This window comes from Streptomyces sp. NPDC058157 (assembly GCF_042884105.1).
Classification (GTDB): domain Bacteria; phylum Actinomycetota; class Actinomycetes; order Streptomycetales; family Streptomycetaceae; genus Streptomyces.
In genome coordinates this window covers 1-16,958 of sequence record NZ_JBHVUQ010000161.1, presented here as the reverse complement: position 1 = coordinate 16,958, position 16,958 = coordinate 1, and the positions used below count along the sequence as shown (strand labels likewise).

The window sequence follows — 16,958 nt, the reverse complement described above, 5'->3', positions numbered from 1 at the left end:
CGCCGTGGTGGGCGTGTCCGGCCTCGGGGAGGGCGCGGGCGGCGGCCGCCGCGGCGGGGGCGGAGCCGGGTCCGGGGCGGACGGTGAGCACGGGCGGGCCGTCGGGTCCGGCCGGCCGGAACCGGGCGCGGACCAGGGCGCGGACCAGGGCGCGGCGCGGCCGCGCCGGGCCCGGTGCGGCCCGCTTCACGACCGGCCCCCGGCGGGCAGGGCGGTGCCGGTGCCGGTGCCGGTGCCGGTGCGGGTGCCGGCGGCGGCGTGGGCGGGCTCGGGTCCGGGTGCCGGTGCGGGCACGGGTGCGGGTGAGTGGGCGGACGCGGGTGCGGACGCCGGTACGGGCACGGGTCCGGGTGCCGGTGCCGGTACGGGCACGGGTCCGGGTGCCGGTGCGGGCGCGGGTGCGTGGGCGGGTTCGGGTGCGGTGGTCGGGTCCCACAGGTCGGCCGGGGCCAGGTCGGCGGTCCGGTACTTGCCGAGGGCGCTGACCAGCAGCCGCAGTTCCAGGGCGAGGGCGTCGACGAGGCGTTCCAGCCCGTGCCGGGGGTCCTCGTCGACGGCGACCAGGGCCGCCCGGCCCAGGCCGACGGCGCGGGCGCCGAGGGCGAGGGCGCGTACCGCCCGGCCGCCCTCCCAGATCCGTCCGGTGGCCAGCAGGTCCCCGGCCGGAGTGCCGATCCGGCGCAGGCATTCGCCGAGCGGCAGGCCCACCTGGTCGAGGAAGACCCGGGGGGCCCAGCCGGTGCCGCCTTCGGCGCCGTCGACGGTGACCGCGTCGGCGCCGGCGGCCCAGGCGGTGGCCGCGGCCCGGCCGATGTCGCGGCCCGGGTGGAACTTCACCCAGGTCCGGGCCAGCGGGAAGTTGTTGCGCATGAACCGCAGTTGCTGGCGGACGATCTCCTCGGTGAAGGTGCCGGGGGTGGCGCAGCGCAGCCACCGGTCGGGGTCGCCGAACACGTCGCGGACGGCGAACTGCCCGGCGAGCCGCCCGGCTTCCTCCGCGCCCACCACGGTCATCCCGCCGAGGCCGGGCTTGGCGCCCTGGCCCACCTTCAGTTCGAAGCCGAGCCGCCCGGAGTCGCGCAGGGCGCGGGTGCCGGGGTCGCTGTAGAGGAGGTTCCACACCTCGGAGTCGGCGTCCTCGGTGGACTGCTGGACGACCACTCCGCCGAGGCCGTCGGGGACGGTCTGCGCGTAGACGGCGATGCGTTCCAGGAGGGCGGAGCGGACGCCGTCGCCCTCGCCGCGGCGGTAGCCGTGCACCGGGACCATGTTCTCGCCGACGACCATGGGCAGGCCGAGCCGGGCGGCCTGCCGGGTGGCGGCCAGGGCCAGGTCCCCGCTGCCCGCGCGGGTCGAGCCGAAGGCCGACAGGTACAGGGGGAGCGGGGTGGTGAACCCGCCGGTGGTGCCGCCGAGTTCCACGTCCTCGTACGAGGGTTCGCGGCCCAGGTCGATGAGCTTCTCCAGGCGCCGGGGCATGAACACCGGCGGTACGATCCGCAGCCGGTCCAGGGCGTCCGGCCCCTGCGGGAGCTGCCCGCCGGGGGCCGCGGGGGAGCCGCCCGCGCCGTAGAGCTCGCCGCCGTCGCCGTAGCCGTCGGCGGCGGGGAACACCTCGGCGGTGCCGGTGCGCGCCCGGGCCCGCACCTCCCGCTCGGGGAAGCCGTCCGCGTGCAGGGAGCTCACGGCGCGATCACCCCCGGGAGCTTCGGGTAGGCGCTGACCTGCCACAGGGCGTCCAGGCCGGTGAGGAAGCGCACCAGGCGCTGGAGGCCCATGCCGAAGCCGGCGCTGGGGGAGATGCCCTCGCGGGCCAGGTCCAGGTACCAGGCGTACTTGGCGGGGTTCTCCCCGCTCTCCCGCATCCGGGTCACGATGGTGGCGTAGTCCGACTCGCGTTCGCTGCCGCTGACGATCTCCCCGTAGCCGCCGTGCGCCAGGAGGTCGAAGTTGCGCAGCACGCCCGGGCGTTCGGGGTCCTCGCGGTCGTAGAAGCCGCGTGAGCCCTTGGGGTAGTCGTCCACGAAGAAGGGCCGGTCGGCGGCGAGGGAGAGGATCCGCTCGCCCGCCCAGTCGATCTCGGCGTCGGGGCTCTGCGGATGCCCCTCGGCGACCAGCTGCCCCACCACTTCCCCATGGGTGCGGACCTCGAACTTGCCGGCCCGCAGCTCGGCGAAGTCCAGTTCGTCGCGGCCCAGTTCGCGCAGCACCTCGGGGACGGCCGTCCACACGTGCTCCACCACGTGGGTGAGCAGCCCGGCGGCGATCTCCTGGGCGTCCTCGCGGGTCGCCCCGGCCATCTCCACGTCGATCTGGTGGAACTCCACCAGGTGCCGCCCCGTGGCGGCCGTCTCCGGGGGCTCCACCCGCACGTTCGGGGCGATGTAGAACAGCCGCGGGAAGCCCTTCAGGGAGGCCTGCTTGTAGAGGATCGCGCTGGTCATCAGCTTGTACGGGCGCCCGTAGTAGTCCACGTCCAGGGCCTTCGCCCCGCGGCCGCCCGGGTCGGTGACCGGGCCCACCAGCGGCGGCAGCAGCTCCGTGAACCCCTCGCCGCGCAGGAACCGGCGTGCCGCGTACAGGGCTTCCTGCTGGACCAGCATCGCGGACCGCAGCTGCGGTGAGGCCAGGTGTTCGCCCAGCGGGGGCGGGGTGGTGAGGTCCATGTCGACTCCTTGTGCGAGGGATGGGGAAGACGTAGGGGCGGGCGGGGAGGTCCGGATCACGAGGGGCTCGCGGCGCTGACGGCGTCCCGTTCCCGGGCGGGCCGGGCCGGGGCGGCGGGCGGGCCGTCCGGTGCGTCGTAGCGGCCGGCCACCGCGTACAGGGCCCGCAGCAGCCCGTCCGAGGTCATCGGGGTCCGCCCGCCGGGGGAGAGGTACGGGACCACCGGCATGGCGCCGGTGTCGGACCAGCGCAGCCGCCCGGACGGGTCGAGGAAGCTGCGGCTGCGGCCCGCGTTGTCGGGGTGCAGGCAGAACGGGACGTCCAGCACCCCCCGTGCGAAGGCCGTGCGCAGGGCCCGGCCCGGGTCCTCGGAGAGCTCCAGGACGGCCTCCACGAAGGCCCGGGCCTCGCGGTACACCTCCCCGTCCGCCTGCTCCGGCCCCGGACCGGCCCCCGCGGGCCGCCCGGCCAGGGCGGCCGCGGCGGCGGCAGTCTCCAGGGCCCGTACGTTCTCCCGGACCGAGGGGATGCGGTGCGCCTCCGCGGTGGTCTTGACGATCAGGCGCTGCGCCCCGGCCCGGACCGCGAGCTGCGCGGAGTCCTCCAGGAGCCGGGTGGCGCCCCGTTCGGTGTGCGGGAAGACGCCCATGTACGTGTACAGCACCACGTGCCGGTCCACCTCCGCGGGCAGGAACTCCGCCGCCAGCCGGCCCAGCGCGCGGAGCGCCTCGGCGTCCTGCCCGGGGTGGGTCTGCTGGGCGTAGCTCAGGGAGACGCTGCGGATGCCGTGCCGGACGAAGAACACCGCCTCCAGCAGGCTGATGGCCACGAGCAGGCCGGGCGGGCAGAGCTGGCCGAGCATGCAGCCCCCGAAGGTCTCCAGGTGCGGCCTGCGCGGGGCGGGTGCCAGCTCGGCCAGCAGCTCGCAGCCGCGGGCCCAGTTGTCCACGGACTCCGCGAGCGGGGTGCGGCCGTAGGGCAGGCAGTACGAGACGGGGCCGCCCTCGGTGGCGTCCAGCCCGGCCGCCGCCGCGGCCCGGATGATGGCCTCCGGACGGGAGGAGCCGTGCCGGACCTGCACAGGGAAGGAGGCGTCCCGGACCCCGTCGAGCAGCTCCCGGGTGACGGCGGCGGGGTGGCTGGCGATGGGGTAGCCGTTGAGGCGGGCCCCCTCCTCCAGGGCGGCGCGGGCGCCGGCCAGGTCCCCGACGCGGGTGTAGCTGTCGATGGTCAGGGTGCCGACGGTGGTGGCGACGGCCCCCCGGGTGCGGGACAGGCCGTCGCGCATCAGGGCGGGGTCGCCGAAGCCCATCCGGGGCTGGACCACCAGCCGGCCCGCGGCCGCCGCGGCGGCGACGAACCCGCCGAAGGAGGGGTGCGGCGCGGCCGCCGGGCAGTCGGGGGCCGGTGCGGCGGGGCGCGTGGCGGCGGCGCTCACGCGACGGCCCGCCGGGGGAAGGCGGTGTCCAGCCAGGTGCGCAGGGCGCCGGTGTCCCCGTCGTCGAACACGGCCGCGCAGCCCGCGTCCAGCAGCCGTCCGCGCTGCACCGGGTCGGGCCGGCCGGCGGTGCTCAGCTTGCCGCCGACGACGACGGGGGTGCGCAGGCCGGCCCCGCGCAGGGCGCGCACCGCGCCCAGCCCGTCGCGGTAGCCGTGGCCGTTGACGCTGCTGACGACCACCAGGTCCGGCCGGTCCGCGGCACAGGCCGCGGTCAGCAGCCCGTCGGTGACGCACGGCCCGAGGTTGCGGACCGGGTGCCCGAGCTCCTCCAGGAACAGCTGGAGGCAGACGAGGTTCCAGGTATGGGAATCCGAGGCCGTACCCGTCAGCAGGATGTTCACATTCCGTCGTCGCATGCTCAGAAATATAGGAAACGCCGGGCCTTCCGAGGGGAAGTTCCGGCGGCAGTATGAGGGGAACAAAGGGCACGGAAAAAGGCGGAAGGCCGTGCCCCGCACGGGTGCGGGGCACGGCCTTCCGGTGTTCTCCCAGGGAATTCCCCGGCTGATTCAGGAGTACTGGGCCACGAGGCTCAGCGGGCGGATGTCGGTCCAGTTCCGCTCCACGTGGGCCAGCGCGCCGGCGTGCGCACCCGGCCCCCATGCCACGTCCCAGCCTGCGGGAACGTCGGCGAATACGGGCCACAGGGCGTGCTGGCCCTCGGCGTTCACCACGACGTGGAAGGTGCCCTCGGCGTCGTCGAAGGGGTTGCTCATGACAGGCTCCTCAGTTTCTCGGAAAGGATACGGCCGATCAGGGAAAGCGGTTCCGGTTCACCCATTCTGGTGTGCGGAACTCCGATCAAGTGGTTTTCCACGGTGCCGTCTACATAGGGAATCCAGTGCTGTGCGAGGGTGTTCTCCGTCTCCCCGTCCTCCAGGGCTCCGAGGAACAGCATGTCCGTTTTCACGGGCTGCGGGGAATAGAGGTTCATGATTTCGGCGTGGTTGATGGAGGCGCCGATCACCGAGCGGATCTCCCCGTCGGAGAAGGCGCCGAGCACCGGGTCCTTGAGCCGGACCAGGCCGATCAGGGCGTCCACGTCGAAGGGTGCGTCCTCGGGCTCGTCCGAGGCGTCGCCGACCAGCATGTCCCGCTTCTGGGCCGGGGTCATCCGGCGCCGCTCGGGCTCCGTCGGCAGCAGGTGCACGTCCATCATCGCCAGCAGCTCGGTGCGTTCGCCCAGTTCCGCCAGGCGTACCGCCAGGGCATGGGCGACGGTCCCGCCGAAGGACCAGCCCAGGAACCGGTACGGGCCGTGCGGCTGGACCTCGCGGATCAGCGGAAGGTAGTCCGCCACCATCTCCTCCACCGACTCCGGGGAGTGCCCCAGCTCGCTCAGCGCCCGCGCCTGGATGGCGTACAGCGGCTGGTCCGGGCCGAGGTGGCGGGTGAGGCCGGCGTAGGTCCAGCCGACGCCCGTACCCGGGTGGATGCAGAACAGCGGGTTCCGACTGCCCTTCGCGTGCAGCGGCAGCACCACGCCCATCGGGTCGAAGCCGGTGGGCTCGTCCCCGAGCAGCCCCGCCACGGTCGGCGTCCGGAACAGGTCCCGCACGCCCAACTCCAGGCCGAGCACCGCCCGCATCCGGCTGATCAGCCGCACGCCGAGCAGCGAATGCCCGCCCAGGGTGAAGAAGTTGTCGTCGATGCCGACCTCCGCCACCCCGAGCACCTCGCCGAACAGCCCGCACAGCAGTTCCTCGCGCGGGGTGCGCGGGGCCCGGCCGGCGGTGCGCTCCGCCGGGGCGGGCGCGGGCAGCGCCCTGCGGTCCGGCTTGCCGTTGACGGTCAGCGGGATGGCGTCCAGCAGCACCGCCGCCGAGGGCACCATGTGCTCGGGCAGTTCGTCCGCGGCCCACCGCAGCAGGCCCTCCGCGGTCAATCCGTGCCCGGCCCGCGGCACGGCGTACGCGACGAGGCGCTTGCCGCCGGGGCCCTCCTCGAAGACCACCACCGCGACCTGCCCGACCCCGGGGTGCCGGGCCAGCGTGGCCTCGATCTCACCGGGCTCGATGCGGAACCCGCGCAGCTTGATCTGCCCGTCCGCCCGTCCCAGGAAGCGCAGTTCGCCCCCGGCGGTCCAGTGGACCAGGTCGCCGGTGCGGTACATCCGGCCGCCGTCCGCGCCGAACGGGTCCGGCAGGAAGCGCTCCGCGGTGAGACCGGGCCGCCCCAGGTAGCCGCGCGCCACCTGGCTGCCGGCGATGTACATCTCCCCGGCCACGCCCCGCGGCACCGGCCGCAGCCGCTCGTCCAGCACGTACACCCGGGTGTTGTCCAGGGCCGCCCCCAAGTACACGCCGTGCACGGTCCGCTGAGCGGTGGAGAAGCGCTGCCAGTGCGAGGCGAACGTGGTCTCGGTGGGGCCGTAGCTGTGCACCAGCACGGTGTCCGGGCAGTGGGTGAGGACCCGTTGGAGGGCGCTGGGGGAGGCCACGTCCCCGCCCGTCCACACCTCGTCGAGCAGCTTCAGGGTGTCCAGGCCCTCGTCGGCCATGATGTGGAACAGGCCCATCGTGAAGTAGGCGGCGCTCACGCCCTGGCTGCGGACGGTGTGGTCGATCTCCGCGAGGTCGGTGCCGTCCCCGGGGCAGACCACGAGCTCGCCGCCGCCCAGCAGCGGCACCCACAGCTCGTAGGTGGAGGCGTCGAAGCCGATCGCCGAGTGCACCAGCATCCGCCGGTGGTGGTCCAGGTCCCAGCAGCGGTCCGTCACCAGCTCGGTGACGTTGCGGTGGGTGACCCCGACCCCCTTCGGCCGGCCGGTGGAGCCCGAGGTGAACATCACGTACATCAGGGAGTCCTCGCCCACCTCGACGCCGGGGTCGGCGGTACGGGCCTCCCAGCCCACGTCCCCGCCCGGGTCGCCGCCCGCCGCGTCCGCGGCCAGCACCAGCACCCCCGCCGCGGCCTCCTGCACCGCCGCCGCCGAGCCCAGGTGCCCGGCCTGGGTGAGCAGCACCCGCGCCCCGGTGTCCTCACGGATCATACGGACCCGGGCCTCGGGGAGCCGCGGGTCCAGCGGCACGTACGCCGCCCCGCACTTGAGCACCGCCAGCGCCGCCACCAGCAGCAGCGGGGTGCGGTCCATGAGCACGCCCACGGCGTCCTCCCGGGCCACCCCGGCCGCGATCAGGCGGTGCGCGAGGGCGTTGGCGCGGGCGTCCAGTTCGGCGTAGGTCACCCGCTCCTCCCCGAAGGACAGGGCGGTGCGGTCCGGGGTGCGGCGGGCCTGCTCGGAGAACCGCTCGTGGACCAGGCCGAGTTCGGCCCGCGGGACGGCGGTGTCGTTGTACCCGGCCAGCAGCCGGTGCTCCTCCTCGGCGGAGAGCAGCGGCAGGTCCCCGACGCGGCGGCCCGGGTCCTCGGCCACCGCGCGCAGGATCCGCTCCAGGTGGACGGCGAGCATCGCGGCGGTCTCCGCGTCGTACAGGTCGGTGGCGTACTCCAGCACGCCCGCCAGGCCGTCGGCCGTCCCGTCCGGGGTCCGGGTCTCGCGCAGGGACACCGTCAGGTCGAACTTGGTGAACCCGGACTCGGTGCCCAGCGGCGTGCCGGTCAGGGCGGTGCCCGGCGGGGTCTCCGGTTCGGCCGGGTGGACCTGCACCACCGTCTGCACCAGCGGGTGGCGGGCCGTGGAGCGGGCCGGGTTGAGGCGTTCCACGAGCAGGTCGAAGGGGAGTTCCTGGTGGGCGAAGGCCGCCAGGTCGGTGGCGCGGACCCGGTCCAGCAGCTCGGCGAAGGCCGGGTCGCCGGAGGTGTCGCAGCGCAGCACCAGCGTGTTGACGAAGAAGCCCACCAGGTCCGACAGGCTCTCGTCGTCGCGGCCCGCGACCACCGTGCCCAGCGGCAGGTCGGTGCCGGCCCCGTGCCGGGTCAGCAGCGCCGCGACGGCCGCCTGCACCACCATGAACAGGGAGGCGCCGTGCGCCAGGGCCAGTTCCTCCAGCCGGGCGTGGACCGGGGCCTCCAGGGCCACGGGCACGGCCGCGCCGCGCCGGGAGGCGTCCGCGGGCCGGGTCCTGGCCGGGGTGGGCTCCAGCACCTCGGGGGCGCCCGCCAGGGCGTTCCGCCAGAACTCCACGTGCTCCTCGGCGGCCTCCCCGGTCAGCGCCGCCCGCTCCCACAGGGTGTAGTCGGCGTACTGCACGGGCAGCGGCCGCCAGCCGGGGGCGGTGCCCGCGGCCCGGGCCGCGTAGGCCGCGGACAGGTCGGACAGCAGCGGGCCGGTGGACCAGCCGTCGGCGGCGATGTGGTGCACCACCAGCACCAGGACCTGCCCGGGGCCGTCCGGACCGGCGTCCTCCGGGGTGATCAGCGCGGCCCGTACCGGCAGGTCGGCGGCCAGGTCGAAGACCCGGCCCGCGGCCGCGTCCACGGCGTCCGCGAGCTCCCCGGCCGGGCAGGACACCGTCTCCAGCGCCGGCCGGGCGGCCGCGCCGGACAGCACCCGCTGGTACGGCTCGCCCTCCACCGCCGGGTAGACGGTGCGCAGCACCTCGTGCCGCTCCGCGACGTCCGCGAGGGCGTCGGCGAGCACCTCCGGGTCCAGCGGCCGGTCCAGGCGCAGGGCGAAGGGGATGGTGTACGAACGGCTCGGGCTCTCCAGCTGGTCCACGAACCACAGCCGGCGCTGCGCGTACGACAGCGGCATCCGCTCCGGCCGCAGCGCCCGCGGTACGGGCACCGGCCCGGGGCGCCTGGAGGGCGCGGCCGCGCGCAGCAGCCGGGCGGCCAGCAGGGCGGGGGTGGGGGCGAGGAACAGGTCGCGGATCCGGGCCTCCGTGCCGAGGGCGGCGCGGATCCGGTTGACCAGGCGGACCCCGGACATGGAGTGCCCGCCCACGGAGAAGAAGTTGTCGTCCGGGCCGACCGCCTCCACCCCGACCACCTCGGCGAACAGGTTCCGCAGCAGGGTGACGGCGGCCTCCTGCCCGGAGTCCGGGCCGGCGGCGGCCTCCCGGGCCGCCTCGGCGCGCCGCTCCTCCTCGGCGCGGGCCAGCCCGGCGCGCAGGGCGGCGATCCGCTCCGCCTCCCCGTCGGCGAGCAGGGCCCGGGCGTCCGTGACGGCGTGCGGGTCGGCGGCGGCCCGCTCCAGGGCGCGGAGGAACAGGTCCAGCAGCAGCCGGGCGGTCTCCGGTTCGAAGCGGTCGGCCGCGTACTGCCACCACACCTGGAGCCCGCCGTCGCCGGGCAGCGCCACGCAGGAGGCGCTGAGGTCGAACTTGGCGGCCTCCAGGCCCGGTTCGGCGAAGGTCCCGGCGAGCGGGCCGCCGGTGCGCAGGCCGGAGCCGTCCTCCTCCTGGGCGGTGAGCATGACCTGGAAGAACGGGTTGACGGCGAGGCCGCGTTCGGGGGAGAGGTGCTCGACCAGCAGGTCGAAGGGCAGGTCCTGGTGGGCGTAGGCGGTGAGGTCCGCCTCCCGGGCCCGGTCGACGAGTTCGGCGTAGGTGGCGGGGCCGGCCACGTCGGTGCGCAGCACCAGCGTGTTGACGAAGAAGCCCACCAGGGCGTCGAGGGCCTCGTCGCCGCGGCCCGCGACGGGGGTGCCCACGGCGATGTCCTCCCCGGCCCCGGCCGCCGCCAGGGCCAGGGCGAGGGCGGGCTGGAGCACCATGAGCAGGCTCGCGCCCCGGTCCTCGCCGAGCGCCGTCAGCCGGCGCAGTGCCTCCGGTGCCAGGCGGGCGGTGACGGTGGCGCCGGTGCCGGTGGGCTCGGCCGGGTACGGGCGGTCCGCGGGCAGGTCGAGCACGGTGGGCATGCCGTCCAGGGCGGCGGTCCAGTGCTCCAGCAGGGCCGCCGGGTCCGCGAGGAGGTCCTGCTGCCACAGGGTGTAGTCGGCGTACTGGACCGGCAGGGCCTCCCGGTCGGGCGCGGAGCCCGCGCGGCGGGCCGCGTAGGCGGCGCCGAGGTCGGCGAGCAGCGGGCCCACCGACCAGCCGTCGGTCGCGATGTGGTGGGTCAGCAGTGCCAGGGTGGCGGCGGGCTTCCCGGCCGGCTCCTCCTCGGTGAGGAACAGGGCGGCACGCAGCGGGAGTTGGGCGGCGAGGTCGAAGGTGCCCGCGGTGAACCGGGCCACGTCGGCGTCGAGGGACCCGGGGGCGGGGCGGCGCACCTCCAGGGGGACCGGCGGCGCCTCCAGGACGTGCTGGTACGGCTCCCCGGCCACGGCCGGGTACACGGTGCGCAGCACCTCGTGCCGCTCCACCAGGTCGGCGAGGGCGGCGGCCAGCGCGTCCGCGTCGGGGACCTCGTCGAGGCGCAGCACCAGCGGCAGGTGGTAGGTGGCGGACGGGCCTTCGAGTCCGGCGAGGAACCACAGGCGGCGCTGCGCGTACGACAGCGGCACCCGCTCCTCGGCGGGCAGCGGCTCCCCGGTGAACACGTCGTACGCCGGGTCCGGGGCGGCGGAGGCGGCGGGCGCCGTCCGCTCCGCCGCCGCCCGCAGGGCCTTGCGGTCGATCTTCCCGGAGGAGGTCCGGGGCAGGGCCGCGACCAGCTCGAAGCTGCCCGGCACGGCCGCGGCGGGCAGCGCCAGCCGGGTGTGCTCGCGCAGGGCGGGCCCGTCGGTGCCGGGCTCGGCGACCACGAAGGCGGCCAGCCGCCGGCCGCCGCCGGGCGCGGCCACGGCGACCACGGCCGCCTCGCGGACGGCGGGGTGCCCGGAGAGCACCGATTCCACGGAGGCCGGGTCCACCCGGTGGCCGTTGATCTTCACCTCGTCGTCGGCGCGGCCCTCGAAGCCCAGCAGGCCGTCCTCGCGCACCCGCACCAGGTCGCCGGTGCGGTAGGCGCGCTCGCCGCCGAGCCGGGCGAACCGGCGCTCCGTCAGCTCCGGCCGCCCCAGGTAGCCCCGGGCCAGCCCGCCGCCCAGCAGCCACAGCTCGCCGTCGACCACGGCGGCCCGTACCCCGGGCAGGGGGCTGCCGATGGGCACCGGGCCGCCCGCGTACCGGGACAGGTCCGCGACGGTGGCGACCACGGTGGCCTCGGTGGGCCCGTACGTGTTCAGCAGCCGGACCCGCTCCGGGTCCACGGCCGCCGCCCACCGCGCCACCCGCTCGGGCAGCGCGGCCTCCCCGCCGATGATCACGGTCCGCAGGGAGGGCGGGAGTTCGGCGAGCCCGGCGGACACCGCGTGCGCCAGCTCGTGCCAGTAGGCGGTGGGCAGGTCCAGGACGGTGATCCCGTGGGCGGCGCAGCCCGCCAGCAGGCCGGGCACGTCCAGCATCTCGTCCTCGCGCAGGACGAGGGTGGCGCCGGCGCCCAGGGTGCAGAACACCTCCTCGACGCTGGCGTCGAAGTGCAGCGGCGCGAACTGCAGCACCCGGTCCTCGGCGGTGATCCCGTAGACCTCGGTGGCCCCGGCGGTGAAGTGGGCCAGCGCGTCCTGCCCGACGACCACGCCGTTCGGGGTGCCGGTGGAGCCCGAGGTGTAGATCACATACGCGTCGTCCGGGCCGACGCCCGGGCCGGGCAGCACGGTCTCGCCCTCGGGGGCCTGCGGCTGGTCGGCGCCGGTGCAGTCGGCGAGGACGGCGGCGGTGCGGGCGGCCGGGGCGGCCGGGTCCAGCGGCAGGTAGGCGGCGCCCGTACGCAGCACCGCGAGCAGACCCACGACGGCCTCGACGCCCCGGGGCCGCCGCACGGCCACCAGGCGGCCCGGACCGGCCCCCAGGGCGGCCAGCTCGTCGGCGCGCAGCGCCACGGCGAGGGCCAGCTGACCGTACGTCATCCGCCGGTCGCCGTGGACCAGGGCGACCCGCTCGGCGTCCTGCCCGGCGATCCGGTCCAGGACGCGGGGCGCCGGCCTGGGCGCCGGGCCGCCGTCCAGGACGGCGGAGGCGGTAGGGGCGGTCGAGGGCATCGCGGGGCCTCCAGGCGAGGGGTTCGGGGTCGGGTCGGGGAGGAGCGGGGTGACCTGCCCCCACGCTAGGTACGGCCCGGGGCCGCGGCGGGCAGTCCCCGGGGCAGCTCGGCCCTGCGGGGCTGCCCCCGAACTGCCGCTCCTTCCTGCCGCAAGGCGCCCCGGCGGGGTGGGGGGGGGCGAGTGGCCGGGGCGGCGGGTGTTCCTCGGGCGGTGGGTGGTGTCGCTCACCGATGCGCTCAAGCGCCGCGCGGGCTGGAGTGGGGTGGGGTGGTGTGTCCGGCTCGGGAGGGTGGCGGTGCGGCCTACCGGTGCGCTCGATCGCCGTGACGGCTGGGTTTCCGTGGGGGTGGGTGCCTTGGCATGGGCCGGAGCGAAGGATCAGCCCCGCCGGCGTTTGAGGCGGTCTTGAAGCCGCACAGGCCCCGGGGAGGGGCACGACTCAGCCCCGTCAGGGGGCCGCGGTGGCGGCTTGTCGGGACGGAGAAGCGGCCCCGCGCAGCGGATGGGTCCCGCCCAGCAGCGCGAGGCCGAGGTCCGCCGCCCGGTAGTACACCTCCCGCCCGTACCGGTGCCGGGTCACCAGCCCGGCCGCCCCCAGCACGGCCAGATGCTGGGAGACCGCCCCTGCCGTGAGCCCCGTCCGCTCCGCGAGCCCGGTGGTCGTCGACGGGGTGACGGTGTCCGCCAACAGCCGGGCCCGGCTGCGCCCGAGGAGCCGGGCGAGCCCTTCGGCGGTGTCCGCGGGCCGCTCCCACAGGGTGCCGACCCCGCGCGCCGGGTAGACCAGGCAGGGCGGCACGCCGGGCCGTCCGGGCACCAACACGCACCGGGGCGCGAACGCGCTCGGCGCGAGGGTCAGACCGGGCCCGGCCCCGGCGGGCACCGTACGGGCCGGCGGGCCCGCCGCGTCGACGGGGAGCCGCAGCCGGCCCGCCGACCAGTCCAGATCCGGGTGCAGGCGGGCCAGGACCTCCCGGATGCCGTCCTCGGCGGACTGCCGGGTGCGGTGGGCCAGGTCGGCTTCGAGCACGGCCCTGATCCGGGGCCAGTGGGGCTCCACCCCGGCCCGCCACCACCGGCGCACCGCGGCGGCGGTCGCCGCGGGCCCCGCCGTTCCCTCGGGCACCGGCAGCACGGCCAGTTCCTCGTCCAGCGTGGCGAGGGGGCACCGCGGGGCCGGCAGGCTCGCCTCCAGTTCCGTCAGGTGGGGGAGCAGGGCCGTACGCTCCGTGCCCAGTGCCGACGCTTCCTTGAGCCAGGGGAGGTGGAGCGCGTGGCGCCCCGGATCGGTGGTGGCGCGGAGCGCCGCGACCGCCTCCCACAGCGGCGAGATCGCGAACCGGATCCGGGCCAGGTCCTCCGCCCCGAGTCGGACCTCTGCCCCCAACCGGACCTCCGCCGTCCCGGACCCCACCGCAGCCATTCCGTCGCCCCCTTCCGCCCCGCCGGGTCCCGGCGAGGATTCAGCCCAGGCTAAAACAATGGTGGTCGTCGCCCGCGGCTGGTGGTGTGCCCCGTCATGACCCCCACATCACCCACGTCACCCACGACGCCGACCCCCGCCGCACCGACTTTCCACTCGGCCCCCCAGCCCGGCCCTCACCCGGATCCGCAGCCGGGCCCCCGTCCCGCCCTGTACCGGCTGCCGGACTTCCGGCGCTTCTGGGCCGCCGACACCGTCGTCCAGGCCGGCACCGCGGTCACCGCGCTCGCCCTGCCGCTGGTGGCCATCGGCCCGCTCGGGGCCGGCCCGTTCCAGACCGGCCTGCTGGTGACGTGCGAGTACCTGGGATTCCTCCTGCTCGGCCTGCCCGCGGGAGCCTGGGTGGACCGGATGCGCCGCCGCCGGGTCCTCGTCGTGGGCGACCTCGGGAAGACCCTGCTGCTGCTCACCCTGCCGGTGGCCGCCTGGTGCGGGGTGCTGTCGCTGCCCCAGCTGTACGCGGTGGCCTTCGGCCTGTCGGTCTGCGCGGTCTTCTTCGACGCCGCCCACCAGGCACACCTGCCCCGGCTCGTCCACGAGGAAGGACTGGTGGCGGCCAACGTCGCCCTGGAATCCACCCGTACCGTCACGGCCGCGGCGGGGCCCGGCGCCGGCGGGGCGCTGCTGGCCGTGGTGACCGCCCCCGTCGCGCTCCTCGTGGACGCCGTCGCCCACCTGTTGTCGGCGCTGCTGCTGGCCCGGATCAGGGCGGACGACCCCCGGCCCGCCGAGCGGCCCCGGGGATCACGACTGCGCACGGAGATCGCGGAAGGGCTCCGCTTCCTGTTCCGCGACCCGATGCTGCGCGGACTCACCCTGACCGCGGCGGTGTCCAACCTCTGCGGCACCGTCGGCACCTCGATGCTGCTGGTGCTGCTCGCCGGTGAACTCGACCTGTCGCCCCTGCTGTGCGGGGTGGTCTTCACCGCGGAGGCGTCGGGCGGCTTCCTGGGCAGCCTGCTCGCGGCCCGTGCCGCGGCCCGTCTCGGCGTCCGGCGCGCGATGTGCGCCTCGGTGCTCGTCAGCGGACTGCTGTGGCTGTGCGCCGTGCCCTTCTTCCACGCGGACTGGCGGTACGCCGTGGCCTGTGTGCTCCAGGGCCTGGGCTGGACCGCCTTCATGACCTTCCGGATCGAGTCGGTGGCCCTGCGGCAGCGGGTCACCCCGGGACCGCTCCTGGGGCGGGTCTCGGCGACCTTCCGCTTCGTGGTGTGGGGCTGCATGCCGGTGGGCGCCCTCGTGGGCGGACTCCTCGCCGAACAAGCGGGGGTCCGTGCCGCCCTGTGGGTCGGGGCCGTCGGCGAACTGTGCGCGGTGCTGCCCCTGTTGCTCGGCATCCGTCGGGCCCGGACCGCAGACCGGTCCACCCGCACCCCCGCCTGAACCCCCGGCCGAGCCCGACCGCACCCCGCCCCCGCCGTGTCCGGACCAGCGGACACGGCGAGGAGGCCCGCCCCCCGTGGGTACGGGCCTCCCCGCGCTCTCCGGGCCTCCGGCTACGGCTGCCGGACCCGGGACCCGCCCCGGGTGCGACGGCGCAGCGGCGGCGGGGTCGGCGGGACCGGCGGCACCACCAGCAGCGGGCCGGCGGGTACGGCGGCCGCCGCGAGGAATGCGGCCAGCTTCGCCGGGGTCGGGTGCCGGAACACCTCGCGCAGGGTCAGCTCCCTGCCCAGCTCGGTCCGGACCCGGTTCACCAGGCGCACCGCGAGCAGCGAGTGCCCGCCCGCCTTGAAGAAGTTGTCACCCGGGCCGACGTCGCGCCCGTCCAGCACCTCGGCGAACAGCCGCAGCAACCCGGCGAGCAGCAGGTCCCCCGGAGCGGCCGTCCCGCCGCTCGCGGTGGCGTCCGCCCGCACGGCACCCGGCCCGCCCCCGGCGGAGTCACCCGGGGAGGATTCCCCGACCACCGTCACCACCGCCGGCACCGCGTACTCCGGCAGCCGCTCCGCCGCCCAGGACTGCAACACGGCTTCGGTGACACCCGACTCCGCGGCCCCGGCCACCGTCACCTCCGCCAGCAGCCGGCCGCCCTCGGCCCGGACCCGGGACCCGCGCACCGCCGGATGCGCCGACAGCACCTCCGAGACCTGCGACAGGTCGATCCGGTATCCCCCGACGAGCGGCCGCTCCCCGCGCCGGTCCGCCGGGGCCGGCAGGTCGCCGACCCGCGCCGACGAGTCCGCCGCGAACAGTTCCAGCGCCGCCCCCAGCAGGGCCGCCAGCCGGGCCGCGCCCGAAGGCCCGTACAGGTCCGTCGCGTACTCCAGCACCCCCGCCAGCGAGCCGTCCTCCCGCTCGGTCAGGGCGAACGTCAGGTCCGACTTGGCCGTGGCCGAGCCGAACGGCAGCTCCGCGCCGGCGAGGGGGCCCGTCAGCGGCCCGCCCGCCCCGGCCGCCGCGTTCACCTGGAGCATCACCTGCACCAGCGGGTGGTGCGCCGAGGACCGGTGCGGGTTCAGGTGCTCCACCAGCCGGTCGAACGGCAGCTCCTGGTGGTCGTAGGCCGCCAGGTCCGCGTCCCGGACCCGCTCCAGCAGCGTCCCGAACTCCGGGTCCCCGGAGGTGTCCGTCCGCAGCACCAGCGTGTTCACGAAGAACCCGACCAGCCCCGACAGCGCCTCGTCGCCCCGCCCGGCCACGGTCGTGCCCACCGCCAGGTCCGTGCCCGCGCCCAGCCGGGTCAGACAGGCAGCCAGCGCCGCCTGCACTGCCATGAACAGCGTGGCCCCCCGCGAACGCGCCGTCCGCACCAGGGCCTCGTGCACCCGGGTCGGCACCGTGAACCCGGTCAGCCCGCCCCGGCCCGAGGGCAGGGCCGGACGCGGAGAGTCCGTCGGCAGGTCCGTCAGCGGCGCCAGCCCCGCCAGTGCCCCCTCCCAGAACCGCAGTTCCCGGTCCGCCCCGCCCCCCGCCAGCAGCTCCCGCTGCCACAGCGTGTAGTCGGCGTACTGGAGCGGCAGCGCCTTTTCCTCCGGGGCCCGGCCCCCGGCCCGCGCCTCGTACGCGGCGGACAGGTCCGCCAGCAGCGGCCCCGTGGACCAGCCGTCCGCCGCGATGTGGTGCAGCAGCAGCACCAGCGTCTGCTGCCCCTCGCCCTCGGGGAAGAACAGCCAGGCCCGCAACGGCAGGTCCCGCGCCAGGTCGAAGACGTGGCCCGCGGCCGCGTCCACCGCCGCCGCCACGTCCGCCGGCCGCCCCAGCTCCAGCTGCGGCCGGGCCTGCGCCAGCACCTCCTGGTACGGCTCCCCGCCCTCGGCCCCGTACACGGTGCGCAGCACCTCGTGCCGCGCCGCCACGTCCGCCAGGGCGTCCGCCAGCGCCATCGGGTCAAGCGGCCGGTCCAGCCGCCGCACCAGCGCGATGTTGTACGTCGCGGACGGGCCCTCCAGCTGGTCCGTGAACCACAGGCGGCGCTGCGCGTACGACAGCGG

9 protein-coding genes and 1 pseudogene are annotated in these 16,958 nt (G+C 76.3%); 1 reads left to right on the top strand and 9 read right to left on the bottom strand.

The genetic code is table 11. The annotated features are described in order from the left end of the window. The 8 genes and pseudogenes from ACFVXK_RS29545 to ACFVXK_RS29510 form a co-directional block, all read right to left on the bottom strand. Positions 1-190, bottom strand: a pseudogene (locus ACFVXK_RS29545) (hypothetical protein); the annotation flags it as partial. Continuing rightward, a complete protein-coding gene (locus ACFVXK_RS29540; RefSeq protein WP_389617332.1) occupies positions 187-1,686 on the bottom strand; it encodes a glutamate synthase-related protein in 1,500 nt (499 codons plus the stop codon). The pseudogene ACFVXK_RS29545 and the gene ACFVXK_RS29540, both read right to left, overlap by 4 nt. Further along, positions 1,683-2,666 (bottom strand): asparagine synthetase A, encoded by a 984-nt coding sequence (locus ACFVXK_RS29535; RefSeq protein WP_389617329.1) that lies wholly within the window; start codon positions 2,664-2,666, stop codon positions 1,683-1,685. The genes ACFVXK_RS29540 and ACFVXK_RS29535 overlap by 4 nt, the downstream gene beginning before the upstream one ends. A 56-nt stretch (positions 2,667-2,722) precedes the next feature. Continuing rightward, positions 2,723-4,105: a methylaspartate mutase gene (locus tag ACFVXK_RS29530; RefSeq protein ID WP_389617326.1), complete on the bottom strand. Its 1,383-nt coding sequence runs from the start codon at positions 4,103-4,105 to the stop codon at positions 2,723-2,725. After that, positions 4,102-4,524: a cobalamin B12-binding domain-containing protein gene (locus tag ACFVXK_RS29525; protein WP_389617323.1), complete on the bottom strand. Its 423-nt coding sequence runs from the start codon at positions 4,522-4,524 to the stop codon at positions 4,102-4,104. The genes ACFVXK_RS29530 and ACFVXK_RS29525 overlap by 4 nt, the downstream gene beginning before the upstream one ends. A gap of 153 nt (positions 4,525-4,677) precedes the next feature. Beyond that, positions 4,678-4,884, bottom strand: coding sequence for an MbtH family protein (locus ACFVXK_RS29520; protein ID WP_389617320.1), 207 nt, complete (start codon positions 4,882-4,884; stop codon positions 4,678-4,680). Further along, positions 4,881-12,038 (bottom strand): amino acid adenylation domain-containing protein, encoded by a 7,158-nt coding sequence (locus tag ACFVXK_RS29515; protein ID WP_389617318.1) that lies wholly within the window; start codon positions 12,036-12,038, stop codon positions 4,881-4,883. The genes ACFVXK_RS29520 and ACFVXK_RS29515 overlap by 4 nt, the downstream gene beginning before the upstream one ends. 451 nt (positions 12,039-12,489) lie before the next feature. Next, entirely contained in the window at positions 12,490-13,464 is a 975-nt protein-coding gene (locus ACFVXK_RS29510) for a DUF5937 family protein (RefSeq protein WP_389617315.1), read from the bottom strand. Positions 13,465-13,560: 96 nt separating this feature from the next. Here ACFVXK_RS29510 and ACFVXK_RS29505 point away from each other — a divergent pair, with 96 nt between their 5' ends. Further along, positions 13,561-14,907 (top strand): MFS transporter, encoded by a 1,347-nt coding sequence (locus tag ACFVXK_RS29505; RefSeq protein WP_389617312.1) that lies wholly within the window; start codon positions 13,561-13,563, stop codon positions 14,905-14,907. Between the two features lie 113 nt (positions 14,908-15,020). Here the strand turns inward: ACFVXK_RS29505 and ACFVXK_RS29500 are convergent. Continuing rightward, a partial coding sequence (locus tag ACFVXK_RS29500) for a condensation domain-containing protein (protein ID WP_389617309.1) occupies positions 15,021-16,958 on the bottom strand: 1,938 nt, incomplete at its 5' end.

Bases quoted from the DNA above. Each gene is read 5' to 3' on its own strand.
- ACFVXK_RS29535 (WP_389617329.1), bottom strand. From the start codon at position 2,666: ATGGACCTCACCACCCCGCCCCCGCTGGGCGAACACCTGGCCTCACCG.
- ACFVXK_RS29525 (WP_389617323.1), bottom strand. From the start codon at position 4,524: ATGCGACGACGGAATGTGAACATCCTGCTGACGGGTACGGCCTCGGAT.
- ACFVXK_RS29520 (WP_389617320.1), bottom strand. From the start codon at position 4,884: ATGAGCAACCCCTTCGACGACGCCGAGGGCACCTTCCACGTCGTGGTG.
- ACFVXK_RS29515 (WP_389617318.1), bottom strand. From the start codon at position 12,038: ATGCCCTCGACCGCCCCTACCGCCTCCGCCGTCCTGGACGGCGGCCCG.
- ACFVXK_RS29510 (WP_389617315.1), bottom strand. From the start codon at position 13,464: ATGGCTGCGGTGGGGTCCGGGACGGCGGAGGTCCGGTTGGGGGCAGAG.
- ACFVXK_RS29505 (WP_389617312.1), top strand. From the start codon at position 13,561: ATGACCCCCACATCACCCACGTCACCCACGACGCCGACCCCCGCCGCA.